Genomic DNA, 19,427 nt, shown 5'->3' with positions numbered 1-19,427 from the left:
CTTGTATTACGTTTCTCCGCTTCCACAATATTGTTTAACCTCTCCCATTCCTTCTGCCCTAGAAGTTCCATCACATCCAGAATACAAAAAAACCAGGCATAGCCGCCTGGCTTTAAAGTTGTTTATTTCTTTTTTGTTAATTGCAATGCAGTTTTGATATCCTTGAAAGAGTTTGATTTTCCATACATCAAGACTCCTCCTTTGTATACTCTGGCACCGAATACTGCTAATAAAATGATCGTCGCGACTAATAGCCCAATCGATAACCCAACCTCCCAAAATGGGATATTTAACATTCCGACTCGTAAGAACATAATCATTGGGGTAAAAAACGGAATAAACGATGTTGCAGTGATAAAACCAACTTCAGGCTGCCCGAGACCAAACATCGCAATCATAAAGCCCGCAACAACAAGCAAAGTCATTGGCGTAATCATTTGTTGGACATCCTCAATTCGACTAACAAGCGACCCGAGAAAAGCTGCTAATGTCGCATACAAGAAATATCCTAAGATAAAGAAGATAACTCCATAAATTATTGTTGAAGCCGGAATATTTGTAAATCCAAAGAAATCAAAGAAGCCACCTTGCATACTCTCTAGGTTCTGTTGAATTGAAAAATATCCCGCGATTAAAAATACTGCTAATTGCGTAAGCGATAATAATCCAACTCCTAGAATTTTAGCAAACATTTGCTTGATTGGTGAAACGCTTGAAATTAAAATTTCCATTACACGAGATGATTTTTCTGTCGCTACTTCAGTAGCAATCATACTAGCGTACATGATAACAGCAAAATAAATAATAAATAACATCACGTAGACAAGACCTCTTGCTTGGTTAAGCTCTTCTTCTGTTTTTGCATTCTCTTCAAGCGCTGAACGTTCAAACGGAACTGGCTCATACAATTGATTTAGCTGGTCTTGTGTTAAATTCAACTGAGCGGATGCCATCACCGTTTTCACTTGCTGTAAAGCCGCTTGCAAATCTGTCACAACAACAGAATCAGCCATGCTCATTGATTTATAAGAAGCAGAAGGTAATTGTTCTTTCGTCATCGATAATTCAAGGACACCTGTATAATCGCCTGCCTCTACCTGCTTTTCAGCCTCTTCAAAGCTATCTGTAAAAGCGGTTAATTCAATTTCCTGGTTAATCCCTTTCAATTGCGCTTGTAAGGGGTCTAAGAGCTGAGCTGAATTGTCAATAACAGCAATTTTCTCAACTTCTCCCTCTTTATCGAAGAATTCAATGATCCTCGGGATGTTCGTTACTCCCACAATAATTAATCCGGTAATAATCGTTGTAATTATAAAGGACTTCGTTTTCAGTTTCGTTAAATATGTATGAAATAAGATAATAAAGAAATTATTCATAAGAAGCACCAGCCTTTTCAATAAAAATATCATTTAATGAAGGCTCTTCGAGGACAAATTTACGGATAAAACCTCTTCCAACAATATCTTTTAATATGGCTTCCGCTATTTCTTCTCCAGTAATTTGAAGCTGAATTCCCTCTGGGGTTTGTCTCGCCTTGGTTACACCGCGGAAGCTTCCAAGAAAACTCATATCAAAGTCAGCATGAATCACCAGATTCTTTTTACCAAATGACCGCTTAATTTCCTTAAGAGACCCATGAACAATTGGTCTCCCTTTTTGCATGATACACAAATGCTCACACATTTCCTCAACATGTTCCATTCGGTGGCTCGAAAATACAATCGTGGTTCCCGCATCTTTCAAGTCCATTACAGCTTGCTTTAGAAGTTCCACATTAACCGGGTCTAACCCGCTAAAAGGTTCATCCAGTATCAACAACTTTGGCTTATGGATAACCGCCGCTAAAAATTGAATTTTTTGTTGATTTCCTTTTGACAGTTCCTCTACCTTTTTATCAAGATAATCTGGTACTTTGAAACGATCCAGCCAATAGGTAAGCTCCCTTAAGGCATCTTGCTTTTGCATACCTCTCAATCTTGCCAAATAGACAATTTGGTCTTTCACCTTCAATTTGGGGTATAATCCCCGTTCTTCCGGCAGATAACCGATAATTGGGCTTGTTGAATAGTCTACACGTTTCCCATCAAGTGTAATGGTACCCTCTGTTGGATCTAGCAAACCGAGAATCATACGGAATGTCGTTGTTTTTCCAGCCCCATTCGCCCCTAAAAATCCAAAGATTTCTCGCTCTGGAATCGATAATGACAGATGGTCTACGGCTGTAAACTGACCAAATTGTTTTGTTACATTCTCTAGTACAAGTGACATCTCTATCTCCCCTTCCTTCTTTAAGTAGTACGAATGTCCTTAAATAAGGTTCCAAAAACATCTTTTTTGTCTTTGCACTTTTTCGAAAATTATGTAAAAATATCACTAACAACATTACAATATTAAATTAAAGGGGACATCGGTATGGACACGTATAAATTGACAGCGTTTAAACCAGATGGGGAAAAATTATTAGATGAATCATTTCAAGCTACAAATGATGACGAAGCGAAAAACATCGGTACAAAAATGCTTGCTGAGAAAAACCTGATTGATCATACACATCGCTGCACATCTCCACGAGGAAAACTAGTTCTCTTTCACCCTTAAATTTGAAAGCGTTATACAGCGGAAATTTATACCCTTTTTTATGAAGGGCTTGGCAACTTGATCGTTCATTATTAAAGTTAACAAAAGCAAAGAGTTATAGCTCTTTGCTTTTGTTCTAGTTGGATTATTATTTTCCAATAAAGTTAGGTTTCCGTTTCTCAATAAAGGCTTGAATTCCCTCTTTGTGATCCTCGGTTTGTCTCATTTTGGTTTGAGCGATTTTTTCAAGCTCAAGGAACTTCAATAAAGACAATCGATTCTCTTCTGCATAAATTTTCTTTGTTTTAATCATTGCTTGCAGTGGCTTCTGCTCCCAATCCGCAACTTTCGCTTGAATAGCATCCTGAAGGTCTCCATCTGCCACTTCATCGATTAACCCAAGCTCTAAGGCTTCAGGGGCTAGCATTGGCTTCCCTTCCCAAATCAAATGCTTGGCTTTTGTTTCACCAACTCGAGATTTCATGAAGAAGTGACCGCCACCATCTGGAATCAACCCAATTCCAATAAAATTCATGGCGAGTTTACTATCTTTATCCGCAATAATGTAATCAGTTGCCAATGCTAAACTAAACCCAAGTCCGGCAGCAGCACCTGTAATCGCACTGATTGTAACCTTCGGCATGCTGTACAGTGTAACAGCTAGTTCACTAATAGTATCCATAATATCAAGGAAATCGCTTTCATCACTATCCGAAAGCATTGTCTTAATGTCTCCCCCAGCTGAAAAGGCTCGTCCAGCCCCTTTCAACACGACAATCTCCACTTCATCTGAATTACAGAGATCCTTCAAAGTGGTCGTTAATCCTCTCATCATTTCTACATCTAGTGCATTCATCGACTTTGGTCTGTTTAATACGACCGTAGCTACTCTTCCCTCTACGTTGACTTTAACCGTGTCTGTTTTAAAATCAAGATTAAAATCGGTTGCCAAACGTAATCCCCTCCTTTGTCATCAGTTTTATTATAATGTGTGCGCTATCTTTTTAAAATCATTTATCTGAATTTTGATTCATTTTTAACGAAGAAAAAAGCCCCTTAAGAGGATAAGGAGCCTTTTTGGAGAAATATCTCATCCAAAATATCAATTTTTTTCTTTGCATATTCAGCAAAACTATCGTTATAAGACTTCGGGTCTTTTGGATTTGCAAAATGAGTAATCTTCCCTGTAACAGGATGGATAAATTTACTTGAAGCTCCGCATCCAATCCCAATAATCGTTTGCAGTTCTTCCATAATAATGATGTTATAGAGACTTTCCTGTTCAGGAATAGAATAACCCACGTTTTCCAAATTCCCTAGAATGTTTTTCTGTCTGTATAGATAATATGGAGCATAGCCATTTTCTTTCGTCCAGTTCTCCGCAAGCTCCATCATTTTTTCAACTTCCTCACGAGGAGCCACCTTGTACTTTCGTTTATTCTTGGTCATTTCCGAAGCACGCTTGAACGACAATGTATGAACCGTTAAGGATTCTGGCATCAATTTTTCGGTTTCATTGAGGGTGTGAGTAAACTCTTCCGTTCCCTCACCTGGTAGGCCAATAATTAAATCCATATTGATGTTGTTCATACCCATTTCCCTAGCAAGTTTGTATTTCTCAACCGTTTCTTCAACCGTATGATGACGGCCAATCGCCTTCAACGTTTCTTGAATATAAGATTGAGGATTGATGGAAATCCGGTCGATATTCCACTTATTCAAGACATCTAATTTTTCTGGCGTGATGGTATCTGGTCTCCCCGCTTCAACGGTAATTTCACGGATACTTTTCACATCTGGAAAGGCTGTATGCATTTCTTCATACAGCATATCCATTTCCTCTGCTGTAATCGAGGTTGGCGTTCCACCCCCATAGTAAACGGTAGTAATTTTTACGTCATTTTCCTTTAACCAGTTCCCAATTTCGCGCATTTCGTAGTGAAGTCCACCAAGGAAACTGTCCACAGAACCTTGTCGACCATTGATGGCGTAAGCTGGGAAGGTGCAATACGCACACTTTGTTGGGCAGAACGGAATACCAATATAAATACTCACTTCTTTTTTAAGGTCATATAAATCTGGTAAAACCGCTTTTTGACGATCCACAATCGCTTGCATCAACTGAATTTTTTCAGGCGTGATCAAGTACTCCTCCGCCAACTCACGATGAGCGGTTTCACGATTTGTTCCTTCATACAGCTTTTTATGGAGAAGTTTCGTCGGACGAACCCCTGTTAAAATCCCCCACTTTTGAATCATCCCTGTCCAATCTTGGAGAACCGTTAGATAGGCATGAGACACTGCATTTTTAATCAAACGGAACCGCTCTTTTTCTGTTAAGCCCTCTGGTAACTGTTTTTCATAGGAAGCTTGAAAACCCTCTCCATCAGAGGTTGTTAACTGAACACTCGCATTAACTATAGCCCCCGCTTCCACCTCAAGTGTGACCGTTGCATCTGCTTCGTCTGTATCTGATGGTAAAAATGAGACCGTAGGATCTTCAAAGAATAAGTTTGCAATCAATTGTAACGGACGATGAAACCGTTCATCCGTTATCCCCTTTATATAAATATACAATCGTATCACCTTTCCAATTTTGCTTTCTTTAGTTTACTGGTTCACTGAAGCAAGGTCAATATAGTGGTAGCAGGTAAAGTTTAGGGTTTAAAGTCAATCCATTTTACCCCACCCTGTATTTATTCTTCCTACGGAGAATAAATACGTCTCGACGGCGAATATATTGCCTGTAACGGCGAATATTTTACTGAAATCAAGGTCATATCGGGGTTAAAACTCTATTTCTGCTCAACCTGTTGCTATTTGCTATAAAAATACCCTCCGCAGACTGTCCTTTTCTAGTAAAAGTCATTTGTTTATTATAATATTGTTGGTTTTTTCTTTAGTTTGATTCAGCCTAAGCCGCTTGCTGGACAGGTTTACACTTCATTTCATACCCCACCCTGTATTTATTCTCCCTACGGAGAATAAACACGTCTCGACGGCGAATATTTTACTGAAATCAAGGTCATATCGGGGTTAAAACTCTATTTCTGCTCAACCTGTTGCTATTTGCTTTCAAAATACCCTCCGCAAAACACAAAAAAGGCCTAACGAATTAGGCCCTTTCTATAATCAATTTACCTTTTAAGTATATTCATTTTCCGGAGGAACTCAATTGGTTGCTGTTTACGGAAATGTTCTTTGACCATGTAGGAGACACCATTTTGGTTATTAGAGCGAGTGACCCAATCCGATGCTTTCTTAACTTCTGGAGAAGCGTTCCCCATGGCTACGCCTAAACCACTGGATTCAATCATTTCGAGGTCATCCATGCCGTCCCCGATAACCACCATTTCTTTTAGCTTAATACCTAAATGGTCACCTAAAGCACGCAGCCCATTCAACTTTGAAACATCTTGTGGCAAGATATCCAAGCGGAAATCATTCAGTTTTGTCATATTGGTTTCATTATAAATGGCGGAAAGTGCTTCCTTCGCATCCTCTAAGTCTTCTTCATACTCAAAATAAACCTCAATCTTTGGTGCTGTGATTGGTTCATCCCGTAAAGTTTCACTAATTGAATCTACGAATTGTTGTGAGTAAAACATTGGATCGCCTGTAGTAAAGACGGTTTTAGCTAAGAGATTGTGGTTTAACTTATATTTGTTGGCAAGCGAAAATTGGTCGTGAACGATTCGAATTTGGCAAGGAAACCCTTCTAAAAACCGAATAATTTCATAGGTTACTTCTTCCGAAATGCTTTTTTGAATAATTGGTTTCCCTTGTTCTGCAGCAATGTAAGCACCTTGATGGGTTACGAGAAGTGAATTTATTTTTAGCGCTTTTGCGATTTTTTTTGCAGCTGGAAAACTCCTTGATGTGACAAGAGTAACGTAGATCCCCTTTTGCTGGACATAGGCAATGGCCTCTTTCGTCGATTTATGAATTCTTCCATTTGACTGGAGAATTGTTCCATCCACATTTAAGGCTAAAAGACGGTAGATCATGTTTTTGCCCCCATTTCTGTGATGTTCATGTCTTCACCTGATTTTTATGAACAAAAAGGACAAATTAGAACCTTCTCCAATATCTTTATGAAACACAATAAAAAACTCCCGAACTCATAAGTTCGGGAGTTTCCCCTTAGTTCTTATTGGTTCTCTGGTGCACCGTAAAGAGCTTCTAAAGGTTTCATGATAATCTTATTGATTTCAGTAATAACAACACTCATTTGTTGTTCTGCTTGCATTAGTTGAGAAATTTTGTCATGTTGCTGAACAAGAGCAACCGTTTTTTGAGCTTGTTCAACTTCTTCTTGAGTGATATCTTCACCCATCATTTGTTTTTGCTGAAGCTGCATTTGAATATTACGGAAGTTATCAAACATCGTCTTGGCAGACGGATCGTTATTTACCTCATCATAAAGCTTCTTTAAGTTGGTGTACTCCTGGCTTGAACGAATTGCCTTTTCCATTTCGTACGCAGAATCATAGATATTCACTGCCACTTTTTACCACTCCTCTTTTCGGAATCCCCTCCACTATAACAGACTATGCTTTCAAATGCGAGAAGTTCACCTATAGACACACTCCTATCGTTTTTTTCATACGATACGATATCAGCTTTCGCCTATCTTCTGTTCTCAATTAGAACATATGAGGTGAATTAATGAAGAAGCCAATTATTGCTGTTCTTACGGAGATTACCGAAAAGGATGAGAAAGAACCTTCCTTTAAAAATGTTCACTCATTTTGCGAGGAGCTAAATGAACTTGTTGCAAAGAAGGACGGTTTTTTCTATGTATTTTCCTTGAAAGGTATTTCAAAACAAGGTGTTAAAGGATTTTACTATGATGATGGTCTTTGGCGAAAGGAAAATCTTCCTTTCCCAGATGTGGTATACAACCGGATTCACTCGCGTAAGAGCGAAGCTAGTCAAGTATTTCGGAGTTTCATAGAATTGTGTAATGATTTAAATATAAAAGTATTCAATCAACGCTTTCTATCAAAGTGGGAGGTTCATTGTTGGTTAGAAACAAAGAAGAACCTTCAACCATTTTTACCAGAGACGAAGTTATATCGAGAGTCTGAACTTCTTAGGATGATTCAGCACTATTCGGAACTTTATATTAAGCCCATTAATGGTAGCCAGGGGAGAGGGATTTTTTGGATCAAAAATCAAAACAATCAATATCAGCTCACATACTCAGAAAAAGACCAATTAACCTATGAGCGTTTTGGTGATTTTTACGAGCTAAAAAAGGCTCTTGATAGGAAAATTCGCAACATCCCCTATCTCATCCAGCAAGGACTACCCCTCCTTCATGATCAAGGTAAAAGAGTTGATTTTCGAATTCTTTGTCATCAAGCAAGAATTCCCGAGTGGAGTGTCTCATCCGTCGTGGCAAGACTCTCCGCTGAAAATCATTTTGCCGCTAACCTTGCTCTTGGTGGTGAACTCTTACGTCCGCAAAGGGTTTTGACTTCCTTATTCGGCAAAGAAAATACTAATCTAAAAATCACTCTACTAAAGGAACTTGCCCTAGAAAGCGCTCAGACGATAAGCGAGTTTGTACCGGGTTTGATGATTGAAGTAGGAATTGACCTCGGTATCGATGTTGAGGGGAACCTCTGGATTATCGAGATTAATTCAAAGCCTTCAAAAAACCTAGGAGAACAACAAACAAAAATCCGTCCATCTGCAAGAGCAATCGTTGACTCTTGTTACAATCTCATATCAATAGATTCGGAAGGAGAAGTATAATGTATTCCTTTGGTTTTATATCTTTAAACCCAGAATTAGAAGATCAATACTTTACAGAGGTTGCGAAAAGGGCTAAACCCTTGGAGATGACCTGCTATCGCTTTAAACCAACCAATATCCACCCAATAACAGAGCTAATTTCCGGAGAGGTATTTTCTCCTGAGGAAGCGATTTGGAAACAAGCGGAGTTTCCCCTCCCAGAGATATTATATGATAGGTGTTTCTACACGGATACGCTGACTGCGAAGACATCTATGGCGATTGTAAAGTGGCTAAAAACGAGAAAAGATATTGATTTTATTGGCCACGGGTTGCCTAACAAATGGAATTTACATCAAACCCTATTCGCATCGAAACTACGCCCTTATGTAGCAGAAACGATAAAAGTCTCCACCGCCCAACAGGTTCTATCCTTCCTAGATCGCTATAAGAAAGTGATCCTCAAACCTGAAATCGGTTCAGGTGGAATGGGAATTGTTTGCCTTGAAAAGAATGAAGAAACCATTAAAGTTGTGATCGAAAAACAACATGAACTTGTTAACTCCACCTATCCTACTATTCAGCCTTTTATAAATTGGCTTCATACCCTATTGAATAAAAAATCATATCTAGCACAGCGCTTCCTTCCACTTACTGATCATGAAAATAGACCGTTTGACGTTCGAATTTTTTTACAAAAAAACATAGATGGAAGTTGGGTCGAAAGAGGTAGAGGAATTCGAGTAGGTCAACAAAACGGAATCCTTTCTAATTTAACTGTCGGTGCCAAACCTTTAAACTATCAAAACTGGATTGATACATTATCCAATGAAAAAGCCCGATTTCTAAATGCCGAATTAAACGAGATTGTTTTACAACTTCCTAATGTATTAGAAAAACACTATCCGCCCCTATTTGAATTAGGAGTTGATATTGGCATAGCTTGTGACCTTTCACTTTGGATATTAGATATCAATTCAAAACCGGGAAGAAAGGTCATTGTTGAAACTACTCCTTTAATCGAGGAGTCACTTTATACAGCACCCTTAAAATATGGAAAACAACTGGCCAACAACCGAAGGAAAGTGAGGGAGAATCATCGTGAAAAAACGTTATCGGATTGAAGTAATCAAAAATCATCATGATTATAAAATCCTATTGCCAAGTGACTTGGCTCTCTACCCGATTGAAAAGATTGCTTTCGGAAACAAAGTAATTGAAGCCGAGTGCCTTCCGCACAATAAAAATAAAATTGTGATAACTGAAAAACTGCAAAAGGATTTATTCCTTCCAAGCCTAGAAAATTATCTGCATGTTTTTATTGACCAAGACACCCTGTTTATCGGTCCTCTAATTGGGATTTCAACATCAGGATTTACTTCTTATCCATTTCGCCCACTAGGAAAGAGAACATCTTTTTTTGCTAAATTATTATCCGTCAAAAAAGTTGTTGGCGCTCTTCCATTCCTATTTGGAGAAGAGCATATTGACTGGAAACGCGGGCTAATTAACGGCTACTTCTATGATGAAGAAACCGGCTGGAAGAAACTTGAGGTCCCGTTTCCGAATGTGGTCTACGATCGTTTGCCCAATCGCCGAACTGAAAAACGACAAAGTACTCAAGAGCTGAAAACAAGACTCCAAACTGACTATCTCATTCCTTGGTATAACCCTGGCTTTTTTAGCAAGATGGATATCTTTGAACGACTCCAGCAAGTCGATGGGGCTAGTCAATTTCTACCAGAAACATATCCTTTTACATCGTATTCCATCATTGAAAGAATGCTGTCTGACTATGGACATATTTACATGAAACCTGAAAACGGTAGTTTAGGTTTAGGTGTCCACCAAATTTTGTATGACCGCAATGAGGGATATTATTATTGCCGGTACCGAGATCATGAAGGAAATAAAAAACTCACCAAATTTCCGAGCCTCGAAACTTTATTCAAAAAAGTATTTTATAAACGAAAACTCTCCAATATGATTGTGCAGCAGGGTATTCACTTGATGCGAGTTGAGGGTCGAATCGTTGACTTTAGGGTCCATACCAATAAAGATGAGACAGGAAATTGGCAAATAGCTGCGATCGCCGGAAAAATTGGTGGAGCCGGTTGCGCGACAACGCATATCAGCTATGGTGGTGAAGTGAAGACACTCGAGGAAATTTTCTCTTCGAACGAAGAACATGAACTCTATAGAGAAAAGTTATCGGAGGCAGCACTTTATCTAAGTGAAATTCTTGAAACACAAGTAGAAGGAATTATCGGGGAAATCGGTTTCGACTTAGGCATTGATAAGAATGGAAAAGTCTGGCTTTTTGAAGCGAATTCGAAACCTGGTCGTTCGATCTTCAAGCACCCGCAATTAAAAGAATTTGAACTTCTAAGCCGTAAATTATCGATTGAATTTGGAATTTACCTTGCCGAAAAAGCAATTACAAAACCTGAGGAACTTTTCCAATGAAGATCAGCTATGATCATTGGCATCAATTGTGGTATCCAACAGATACAACTGAGAGACTTTCTTTTGGAGCGAATCAAATACCACTACCTTCCTTTACAGGCAAGACCTTATTTTCAATCGATTTGAAAAATGTAAATGGGAACCTTGGACCACTAATTGGAATTATGGCCTCGTTATCAAAAAATGGGGCCATTTTAGGCAATATCCCGCTTTTTAAATCTGTACAGCGTGAAGCCATTTCCAAAGGGGGCATTTGCATTGTATTTGCTCCTGAAGAAATAAAAAACAACCAAATCTCTGGATTCCTCTATCTCCCTGAGCAGGATGCTTGGTATCAAGTGGTTTCTCCACTTCCACATGTTGTTTACAACCGAGTACCGCTAAGAAAGACGGAGGAATCCCCTTCGTTCGATCAGGCAAGGCGTCTTTTCGAAGAATGGAACATCCCCTTTTTTAATCCCTTCTTTATTGATAAAGCTAAGCTATATGAATTGGTAAAGGAAGACTCTATCTTAGAGCCTCTAATGCCTAAAAGTATTTTGATCAGCGAGGAGACAGTTTTAGCTGAGTTTTTACGAAAGCATCAAGGTGTATACTTGAAGCCATCTCTTTCCTCGCGAGGAAAGGGCATTTTCTTACTTCATACCCAGAAGGATGGTTCAATCGCTTTAATGGACCATAAACAAAAAAACTTCTACCCTTCATTCAATGCATTTTGGAAAGAAACACATGCCCTTTTACGAAAGAAACGGTATATTGCCCAGGTAGAAATTTCACCTGCACAACTTGATGGTAAACGCTTTGACTTCAGGATACACGCCCATGATAGTCCGGAAGGCTACAAAGTTACTGGCGTTGGTGTGCGTCAATCTCATAGACAAAGTTTAACAACACATGTACCAAATGGCGGAGTTTTGGTACCTTACGAACGAGTACGAACAGAACAACATGACCTTTTTTTCTCTAAGCTTGTTAAAAGGATTGGAGCGTTACTCACTAAGAAATTAGGTTATTTTGGGGAATTCTCAATTGATGCAGGTTTAACTCAATCTGGCGAGTATGTTCTTTTTGAAGTGAATTCAAAACCAATGGCCTTTGACGAACAGAAAATTGAAAAGGAACGCATACAAAGAATTGTTGAACTATTATTCTACAAAGCGAATTTCTAGCTTTGTTATTATCATTGCTGTCCCCTTCGACAACCAGTACAATAAAAGCAAGGGGGGAGTCAGCAATGTTCACTCATTTTCAAATTAAACCACTCTACGAGAATACCGATATTCCTGGGTGGCGCTTTTCATTTTATTATCTTAAACAAAAGTATAGTGGCATTTATCATCAGAATGGTCAGATAGAATGGAAAGACATCCAACCTACTGATGAACAGCAACAAAAGCTCGAGAGTCAAATACATGAGCTCATGTTGTTTCATGTATATGATAAATAATCAAACATCAGACACCTCCACAAAAGGTGTCTGTTTTCACTTTTGCTTAAAAACGGTATAGTATCTATAATAAAGGCGTTTTACATAAAATCATTAGCTTAAACCCTTATGCTCAACTATAAAGATTACAGGCTATTTAATCGGCGATATGCGAATATTAGTAAAAAAGGATGGTAAGGACTTATAGCATGCTAAATAAAGTACAAACATACTTCGAAAATTCAGTACTACTACATGTACCTCCACAAACCTCGTTTGACCAATACTATTGGTTAAAAGAGAACCGTCAGGAACCAATTTGGCTTGGGATTCCAAAGGGGGATATTAGCAAAGAGCAACTAGAACTACTTAGTTACTTATATGAATTAATTGACCCCCTCAAAACTTCTCCTCTTTCCGGAAAAGAAAGACAGTGGCAGGATTTCTTGTTTAAAGAGGGAAACACAACGCCTGTTGTAGCAGGGAAATCCCGGCTTATTCAATTCCAAATAAAAAATGCAGATACGGACTCAGCTGAATGGGACAAGGCCATTAAAGAGTTCTTTTTGGATTCACCCTTTATTTGGCTCGATTCAAACAACGGGATTATCATCCAAGAGCAAACTGAATTAGACTACGAAGAACAGGACTTTCAATCCATTAGCACAACCCTAGAAAATGATTTTTTTATTAAAATTGTTTTCTTTCTAGGAAAAGAGCGACAAAGCCCAGAGGAAATTCGAGACTCTTTTTATTTAGAAAGAGATCTCTTTTCGCAGTCGATTTCACTTCTTTCCAAAGAGAGCATATTCACCTTTGAAAAAGTCTTTCCAATTATCTCTGCGGTAAATCTCGCCCCTGTTCCGAGAAAATTATTGGATTTGGACATTATTCCGGTTTTAAAAGAAGACCCGGAACTATTAGAAACCATGAAAGTTTTTCTCGAAAACAATTCAAATGTTTCGCTTGCAGCTAAAAAGCTATATATCCACCGAAATACCCTACAATACCGATTAGATAAATTCGCAGAGTCCACCGGGGTCAATGTCAAAGGTTTTCACCAGGCATTAACGGTTTATCTAGCCTGCCTCTTGGCCGAACAATCAAATTGACTATCACAAAGTGCACAAAAAATGGGCAACCGATTTTTGTGCACTTTGCCGATGATTAAAACGCTTTCAATTGATAGACTTACCTTAGAAACAAAACACTAATGAGGAGGCTTTTATCATGGCCGAGTTAAAATTAGATCATATTTATAAAATTTACGATAATAATGTAACCGCTGTTACAGACTTTAATCTTCATATTCAAGATAAAGAATTCATTGTGTTTGTTGGTCCTTCTGGATGTGGTAAGTCGACAACTTTGCGTATGATTGCAGGTCTCGAGGAAATTTCTAAAGGAGATTTCTATATTGATGGAAAGCGTGTTAACGACGTTGCTCCTAAAGACCGTGACATCGCGATGGTTTTCCAAAACTATGCCCTTTATCCACATATGACAGTTTATGATAATATGGCTTTTGGATTAAAACTTCGTAAGTTTCCTAAAGATGAAATCGACCGTCGTGTACAAGAAGCAGCCAAAATTCTTGGACTTGAAGAATATTTAAAGCGTAAGCCGAAAGCACTTTCTGGTGGTCAGCGCCAGCGTGTTGCATTAGGACGTGCAATTGTACGTGATGCAAAAGTTTTCTTAATGGACGAGCCATTATCTAACCTTGATGCAAAATTACGTGTTCAAATGCGTTCTGAAATCGCGAAACTACACCGTCGTCTTGAAACGACAACCATCTATGTAACGCATGACCAAACAGAAGCGATGACAATGGCAACACGCCTTGTTGTTATGAAAGATGGACTCATTCAACAAGTTGGAGCTCCTAAGGATGTTTATGAAAAACCAGAAAACATCTTTGTCGCAGGATTTATTGGTTCACCAGCAATGAACTTCATCAACGGAAAACTGGAAGATGGAAAATTTGTAGTTGGCAAAACATCCATTGCGATTCCAGCTGGAAAAATGAAAGTATTGCGTGAACAAGGATATGTAGGCAAGGAAGTTGTCCTAGGTATACGTCCAGAAGATCTTCATGATGAGCAAGTATTCATTGATGCAGCTCAAGGTGCTACATTTAAAGCAAAAGTAGATGTATCTGAACTTCACGGTGCAGAAACTATGGTTTATTCTTCTCTTGAAGGACAAGATTTCATCGCTCGTGTTGATTCTCGTACAGATATCACAGCAGGAGAAACTCTTGAACTCGCGTTAGATATGAACAAAGTTCACTTCTTCGATAAAGAAACAGAATTAAGAATCCGATAATAAGAAAAGCGAAAGCGGCTCGTTCAGGGGCGACAGGCATAAGGCGAGCCGGCCAGAAGGTTGTTCTTTAACCTTCTAGACGGATTGACTTATGACCCGAGCACCTAGCCGCTGGAGCTAGACAATAGAAAAGCGGAAGCCGCTCGTTCAGGGGCATATAGACTTTAGCTGGACAACCTTGCTTCTAGAGAGAAATAACCCCCAAACCTTGGGGGTTATTCTTTTATCAAAATAATTTGGTCAGCCCCACAATTAGGACAAACATATAGATGTGGGCATTCCTCATTTATAAAATTTTGCGGGTAACCATCTTCTAGCTTCATCTCATCAATCGGCATGTATGGACTATAATCATCATAATACTCGGCTTCCCGTCCTTCGTTTACCATGTTGGTCCCGCACTGTTGACAATTGGTTTCCAACTGCCTAAAGCCGTTACAAATTGGACACATCCCCATATTCATTTCCTCCTACTATTTGTACATATAGTTATTTTGCAACTTGCTCAGATTACTTATGTACAATAGTTTAGAATGAGGAATTAATTTCCATTTATTTTTTTTGAATAGGAACCGGATATTCGAGTCATAATACTCTTAACAACACATCAACAAAACAAAATAACAACACAAACAGCACAACAGTTTTTCAAAAAGCAAGCTTCATTCACATCGAGGGTTAGGCAGGTGCAATGACTAGTAAAGTCATCTTGGTTCAAGTCCATACTAACCCAAAAACAACTAGTGAAAACACAAAGGAGGAAACATTAATGGCAAGTAACAATTCTAATCAATTATTGGTTCCTGGTGTTGAGCAAGCTCTTGAGCAAATGAAGTATGAAATTGCTTCAGAATTTGGTGTAAATCTTGGAGCAGAAACTACTTCTCGTGCTAACGGTTCTGTTGGTGGAGAAATCACTAAGCGTCTTGTAAGCATGGCGCAGCAACAAATGAGCGGTACACAGCGCTAATTAAGTAAGATCAGTAAGGTAAGTAAAATTAAATTATAGAATGGCTAAGCCCCCTTCTTTAAGAAGGGGGCTTACATTTTGTTAAATCATGTTATCCGGTCTGACCCACTTGTCATATTCCTCTTCAGTTAAAAATCCTGTTTTAATAGCAGCTTCTCTTAAGGTAAGATTTTCGTTATAAGCTAATTTGGCTATTTTAGCAGCCTTTTCATAGCCAATATATGGATTGAGCGCAGTTACTAGCATTAATGAATTTTCTAAGTTGGCTTTAATGGTTTCTGTGTTTGCAACAATTCCCACGACACATTTATCATGGAAACTCTTCATCCCATCCGCTAACAGTTTCACACTTTGAAGAAAGTTATAAATAATAACTGGTTTAAATACGTTCAACTCAAAATTTCCTTGGCTAGCAGCAAATCCAATGGTCGCATCATTTCCGAATACTTGCGTGGCTATCATAGTCAAGGCTTCGCTTTGAGTTGGGTTCACCTTACCAGGCATAATCGAACTTCCCGGTTCATTTGCAGGAATGGTAAGCTCCCCAATGCCACTTCTTGGTCCACTCGCAAGCCAGCGCACATCATTGGCAATTTTCATCAAATCAGCGGCTAAAGCTTTTAACGCTCCGTGAAGATGAACCAATTCATCATGCGAGGTTAGCGCTTGAAATTTATTTGGTGCTGATTGAAAGCTCAAATAAGTTTGCTTTGAAATTTCCTGTGCCATTAACTCCCCAAACTTTTTATCTGCATTAATTCCTGTACCAACTGCTGTCCCTCCAATGGCAAGATCCTGAAGGTATACTAGCGTGCTTTCAATCATTTTTTTGTCCTTTTCTACCATTGCGCGCCATCCACTAACCTCCTGACTTAATGTTAACGGGGTCGCGTCTTGGAGATGTGTTCTGCCTATTTTAATGATTCCAGAGAATTCATCTTCTTTCGTTTGCAGAGTAGCAATTAATTCGTTAAGTACTGGTAGTAATTGTTGGGTAACTGACTGTAAAGCTGCAATATGCATTGCCGTAGGAAAAGTATCATTTGAACTTTGAGCCATGTTAACATCATCATTTGGATGGATATTTTCACTAACTCCTTGCTTCTCCATTATTTCCATTCCTCTTCGAGCGATAACCTCATTTACATTCATATTGGTTTGCGTACCGCTTCCCGTTTGCCATACAACAAGGGGAAAATGCTCATCCCAGTTCCCATTAATGATTTCATCACAGGCAGACATAATGGCAGTGCTTTTATTTTTATTAAGGTTTCCTAACGAAGCATTAACCTTCGCTGCTGCTTTTTTTATGTGTGCAAAGGCATAAATAACTTCAATCGGCATGATTTCGGATCCGATTTTAAAGTTTTGTTTACTTCTTTGGGTCTGTGCTCCCCAGTACTTTCCTACAGGTACTTTAATTTCACCGATAGTATCTCTTTCAATCCGATAATTCTCCAAGTGAATTCCTCCTTCTTCTGTATCCTTATTACCCATCATAACCAGTTATATGCGTATCTTAAAAATAAAGGAGGAAAGCTAAATATCTGACTCTGGTTAAAGTCAGCAAAAAGGCTGAAGCTTAAATTTAAGCTTCAGCCTTTTTGTTAGTTCGATTTATCAGCAATCGAATGTCCAATAAAATAAATTAAAACCATTATGCTAGCGATACTGAGAGTAATTGAGAACAGCTCCACCCCTTCTACCTCCCTACGACTTCTCTTTTCTTTAAACTAACATAATTTATCATAGGGAATTAAAACCGTTTAAAACATTTTTGTGAATCTTTTCTGAACGGAGTATCGAAATTACGAATCAAAAGTTCCTTTTATCTTTACCACTTGGTTTTCAACCATAACCTTCCCTTTGGAGATAACAGTGTCAATGATTAAGTCTTCTTTTTGTAGCAGAACGATATCCGCATCTTTTCCTTCCATAATTATTCCTTTTTGGGTTAATTTCAATCGCTCAGCAGGGTTTTTAGTAATAACTTGTAAAGCTTGCATAAGTGGAATTTCCTCTTTAATAACACTGTCTCGCACTTCATCAAACAAGGAAGAGATTTGGCCAATTTTTAATCCGATGAGTTCACCTGATGGATCAAAATCAGGTAAACTACCTTGAGCGTCTGAGGTAAAAGTTATTCTTGATAAGTCGACACCTGCCTCAAGCATTTTCCGCAAGGCTGTGCTACATTTTACTTCTCCTTCTTCAATAAATTTTGGAATGGAACTGGTCGTAAAATCAACATTTCCCCCTTTCTTAGCATAAGCAATCCCAGCCTCAAAAAGAGGAGCATTTCGATTTATATGGGTAGGATAAAACTGCTGAATAGGGATGTCCGTTTTTGCGACCACTTTTTCAATCAAATCTAGATGACTAGGACTATCACCAACATGGATATTAACGATTCCAGATTTTCCAGATAACATTCCACCGATTCTTGCCGCTGAACCAATCTTAGCTAACTCCTCGACCGTCGGCTGTGATGAACGATGATCAGCAATTGCAATCTCACCAGCCCCAATAATCTTATCGATTAGGATTAAATCATCCTCAATTTTGCCCATTAATGTCTTAACAGGTACCTGATAGGATCCCGTAAGGACATAACATGATATCCCCTCTTCCTCTAGCGCTCGGGCTTTTGCAATCAAAGAAGTCATCGTACGTGTAGTCCCATCCGTTCCAATAACACCAACAATGGTGGTTACCCCAGCAAGAAGAATTTCGTTCAATTGAATTTCTGGTGTTCTTGTTTTGTAACCTCCTTCTCCTCCACCGCCAATAATATGGACATGTCCATCAATAAATCCCGGTACCACTAGTTTGTTCGTAGCATCGACCACTTGAACCTCTACAAAGTCTGTGGGCTTCTCAATCTTGTCAGCTATTGCCCCAATTTTATCTCCAATTAGTAGAATATCTTTTTGCCCTAAGAAGTTTGGGGCGTACACTTCACCATTTTTAATAATTGTTAACACTGGACTTCCTCCCTCTTCACTTCTACGACCTAAACATATCCTATTCTTTACAATTAAATACCATTAATCCGACCTTTTGCCTAGTTTATGCATCTTTTCAAAAGGGTAAATGAAAATAACTAGACTAGAAAAAGGAGCCAAATAAAAAATGAATGAGGTTGTTTCATCCCATCTAATTGTCCAAAGACGTTATTCCTTTAGACAAATGCTTGAAATCCACCAAGTTTTTAAACAAATGAATGGAACTATCTTTTTAGCTAGTAAGCAGAAAGTGGTTGACGCTTCATCACTTACTAAACTTGTTTCCTTTTTATTAACCGTCGAACCTCATACTGCACTCAAAATTATCATTGAAGGAACAAATCCAAAAACCGAACTTGAAAACGTTTACAAAATACTCACAAATGAACAGAACTATTGCGGGAAAGGACAGCTCATTGAATCATCAGATACTATTTAAATGATTCACCTTACTACTTCAATTATTCGTCCTCTCCCTGTACTTCCCCAATATAATATGGGAAGGATGGATTTCCCTTCCCATTTACACCTATTCTCCCTTAGTTTGCTGAGGACAACAGCTACTAGTACTACATGAATTTTTTATTGAATATGTTGCATATTCCCCTTTTCTTGATTGCTAATAAACCGATATAAAACCTATTCAAAGTATCCAAAAATCATCATCCCGCCAATCACTATATTTGTAAGCATCCGTCACAACTCCTTTCTATGATGAACCGAGTATTATTTCTCCTTGATAAATCAAGAACAGCAAAGCGTAAGCAATGGCCAAAACATCCCAATTGAGTAAGCCGGTCGCTTTTTTTATTGAGTTTTTTTATTCGATATGTTTGTTCCATTTTTCCGGATGGCTACACATTGCCCGCATGGGACCCTACCATTATTGCCCTCCGAAAGGCATATAACATTT

19 protein-coding genes are annotated in these 19,427 nt (G+C 38.6%); 10 read left to right on the top strand and 9 right to left on the bottom strand.

Annotated features, from left to right (window positions below):
* Positions 1 to 122: 122 nt before the first annotated feature.
* Together M3182_RS09965 and M3182_RS09960 are read right to left on the bottom strand one after the other, a co-directional pair.
* The gene (locus M3182_RS09965) at positions 123 to 1,376 is read right to left on the bottom strand and encodes an ABC transporter permease (protein ID WP_251436473.1); all 1,254 of its coding nucleotides are present in this window, start codon (positions 1,374 to 1,376) and stop codon (positions 123 to 125) included.
* Positions 1,369 to 2,268 (bottom strand): ABC transporter ATP-binding protein, encoded by a 900-nt coding sequence (locus tag M3182_RS09960; protein WP_251436476.1) that lies wholly within the window; start codon positions 2,266 to 2,268, stop codon positions 1,369 to 1,371. Before M3182_RS09960 ends, M3182_RS09965 begins: the two co-directional genes overlap by 8 nt.
* 144 nt (positions 2,269 to 2,412) lie before the next feature.
* On the opposite strand from M3182_RS09960, the gene M3182_RS09955 reads away from it, so the two are divergent.
* On the top strand, positions 2,413 to 2,598 hold the full coding sequence (locus M3182_RS09955) for a YhzD family protein (RefSeq protein WP_251436478.1): 186 nt from the start codon (positions 2,413 to 2,415) through the stop codon (positions 2,596 to 2,598).
* 127 nt (positions 2,599 to 2,725) lie between these two features.
* On the opposite strand, the gene M3182_RS09950 is transcribed toward M3182_RS09955, so the two are convergent.
* The 4 genes from M3182_RS09950 to M3182_RS09935 form a co-directional block, all read right to left on the bottom strand.
* The gene (locus M3182_RS09950) at positions 2,726 to 3,529 is read right to left on the bottom strand and encodes an enoyl-CoA hydratase (RefSeq protein WP_251436480.1); all 804 of its coding nucleotides are present in this window, start codon (positions 3,527 to 3,529) and stop codon (positions 2,726 to 2,728) included.
* A 104-nt stretch (positions 3,530 to 3,633) separates the two neighbouring features.
* A complete protein-coding gene (locus M3182_RS09945; RefSeq protein ID WP_251436482.1) occupies positions 3,634 to 5,154 on the bottom strand; it encodes a coproporphyrinogen III oxidase in 1,521 nt (506 codons plus the stop codon).
* 560 nt (positions 5,155 to 5,714) lie between these two features.
* Positions 5,715 to 6,584, bottom strand: a complete 870-nt coding sequence (locus tag M3182_RS09940) for a Cof-type HAD-IIB family hydrolase (RefSeq protein ID WP_251436484.1) — start codon at positions 6,582 to 6,584, stop codon at positions 5,715 to 5,717.
* Positions 6,585 to 6,727: 143 nt separating this feature from the next.
* The gene (locus tag M3182_RS09935; RefSeq protein ID WP_251436486.1) at positions 6,728 to 7,084 is read right to left on the bottom strand and encodes a YlbF/YmcA family competence regulator; all 357 of its coding nucleotides are present in this window, start codon (positions 7,082 to 7,084) and stop codon (positions 6,728 to 6,730) included.
* Positions 7,085 to 7,245: 161 nt separating this feature from the next.
* Between M3182_RS09935 and M3182_RS09930 the strand changes: the two genes are divergently transcribed.
* The 7 genes from M3182_RS09930 (at position 7,246) to M3182_RS09900 (ending at position 14,539) form a co-directional block, all read left to right on the top strand.
* Complete coding sequence (locus M3182_RS09930) at positions 7,246 to 8,340, top strand: YheC/YheD family endospore coat-associated protein (protein WP_251436488.1); 1,095 nt, start codon at positions 7,246 to 7,248, stop codon at positions 8,338 to 8,340.
* Positions 8,340 to 9,443 carry a YheC/YheD family endospore coat-associated protein gene (locus M3182_RS09925; RefSeq protein ID WP_251436489.1) on the top strand — a complete coding sequence of 368 codons (1,104 nt, stop codon included), beginning with the start codon at positions 8,340 to 8,342 and terminating at the stop codon, positions 9,441 to 9,443. The genes M3182_RS09930 and M3182_RS09925 overlap by 1 nt, the downstream gene beginning before the upstream one ends.
* Complete coding sequence (locus M3182_RS09920) at positions 9,421 to 10,785, top strand: YheC/YheD family endospore coat-associated protein (protein ID WP_251557932.1); 1,365 nt, start codon at positions 9,421 to 9,423, stop codon at positions 10,783 to 10,785. The genes M3182_RS09925 and M3182_RS09920 overlap by 23 nt, the downstream gene beginning before the upstream one ends.
* On the top strand, positions 10,782 to 11,954 hold the full coding sequence (locus M3182_RS09915) for a YheC/YheD family endospore coat-associated protein (protein WP_251436494.1): 1,173 nt from the start codon (positions 10,782 to 10,784) through the stop codon (positions 11,952 to 11,954). Before M3182_RS09920 ends, M3182_RS09915 begins: the two co-directional genes overlap by 4 nt.
* A 65-nt stretch (positions 11,955 to 12,019) precedes the next feature.
* Entirely contained in the window at positions 12,020 to 12,232 is a 213-nt protein-coding gene (locus M3182_RS09910) for a YheE family protein (RefSeq protein ID WP_251436497.1), read from the top strand.
* A gap of 188 nt (positions 12,233 to 12,420) precedes the next feature.
* Positions 12,421 to 13,323 (top strand): PucR family transcriptional regulator, encoded by a 903-nt coding sequence (locus M3182_RS09905; protein ID WP_251557930.1) that lies wholly within the window; start codon positions 12,421 to 12,423, stop codon positions 13,321 to 13,323.
* 118 nt (positions 13,324 to 13,441) lie between these two features.
* Entirely contained in the window at positions 13,442 to 14,539 is a 1,098-nt protein-coding gene (locus M3182_RS09900) for an ABC transporter ATP-binding protein (RefSeq protein WP_251436503.1), read from the top strand.
* A gap of 215 nt (positions 14,540 to 14,754) precedes the next feature.
* Here M3182_RS09900 and M3182_RS09895 read toward each other — a convergent pair whose 3' ends face one another.
* Positions 14,755 to 14,997, bottom strand: coding sequence for a hypothetical protein (locus tag M3182_RS09895; RefSeq protein WP_251436506.1), 243 nt, complete (start codon positions 14,995 to 14,997; stop codon positions 14,755 to 14,757).
* 311 nt (positions 14,998 to 15,308) lie between these two features.
* On the opposite strand from M3182_RS09895, the gene M3182_RS09890 reads away from it, so the two are divergent.
* Positions 15,309 to 15,509: an alpha/beta-type small acid-soluble spore protein gene (locus M3182_RS09890; RefSeq protein WP_251436509.1), complete on the top strand. Its 201-nt coding sequence runs from the start codon at positions 15,309 to 15,311 to the stop codon at positions 15,507 to 15,509.
* An 81-nt stretch (positions 15,510 to 15,590) separates the two neighbouring features.
* Here the strand turns inward: M3182_RS09890 and fumC are convergent, their stop codons facing one another.
* Both fumC and iadA read right to left on the bottom strand, forming a co-directional pair.
* The gene (gene fumC, locus M3182_RS09885; protein ID WP_251558111.1) at positions 15,591 to 17,006 is read right to left on the bottom strand and encodes a class II fumarate hydratase; all 1,416 of its coding nucleotides are present in this window, start codon (positions 17,004 to 17,006) and stop codon (positions 15,591 to 15,593) included.
* A 311-nt stretch (positions 17,007 to 17,317) separates the two neighbouring features.
* The gene (gene iadA / locus M3182_RS09880) at positions 17,318 to 18,493 is read right to left on the bottom strand and encodes a beta-aspartyl-peptidase (RefSeq protein WP_251436517.1); all 1,176 of its coding nucleotides are present in this window, start codon (positions 18,491 to 18,493) and stop codon (positions 17,318 to 17,320) included.
* A gap of 148 nt (positions 18,494 to 18,641) precedes the next feature.
* On the opposite strand from iadA, the gene M3182_RS09875 reads away from it, so the two are divergent.
* On the top strand, positions 18,642 to 18,953 hold the full coding sequence (locus M3182_RS09875) for an HPr family phosphocarrier protein (protein WP_251436520.1): 312 nt from the start codon (positions 18,642 to 18,644) through the stop codon (positions 18,951 to 18,953).
* Positions 18,954 to 19,427: the final 474 nt, after the last annotated feature.

The sequence above is a fragment of the Mesobacillus maritimus genome (assembly GCF_023715205.1).
GTDB lineage: Bacteria > Bacillota > Bacilli > Bacillales > Cytobacillaceae > Mesobacillus_B > Mesobacillus_B maritimus_C.
Note: the sequence above shows the minus strand (reverse complement) of the source record. Positions and strands in the feature narration are given on the sequence as shown.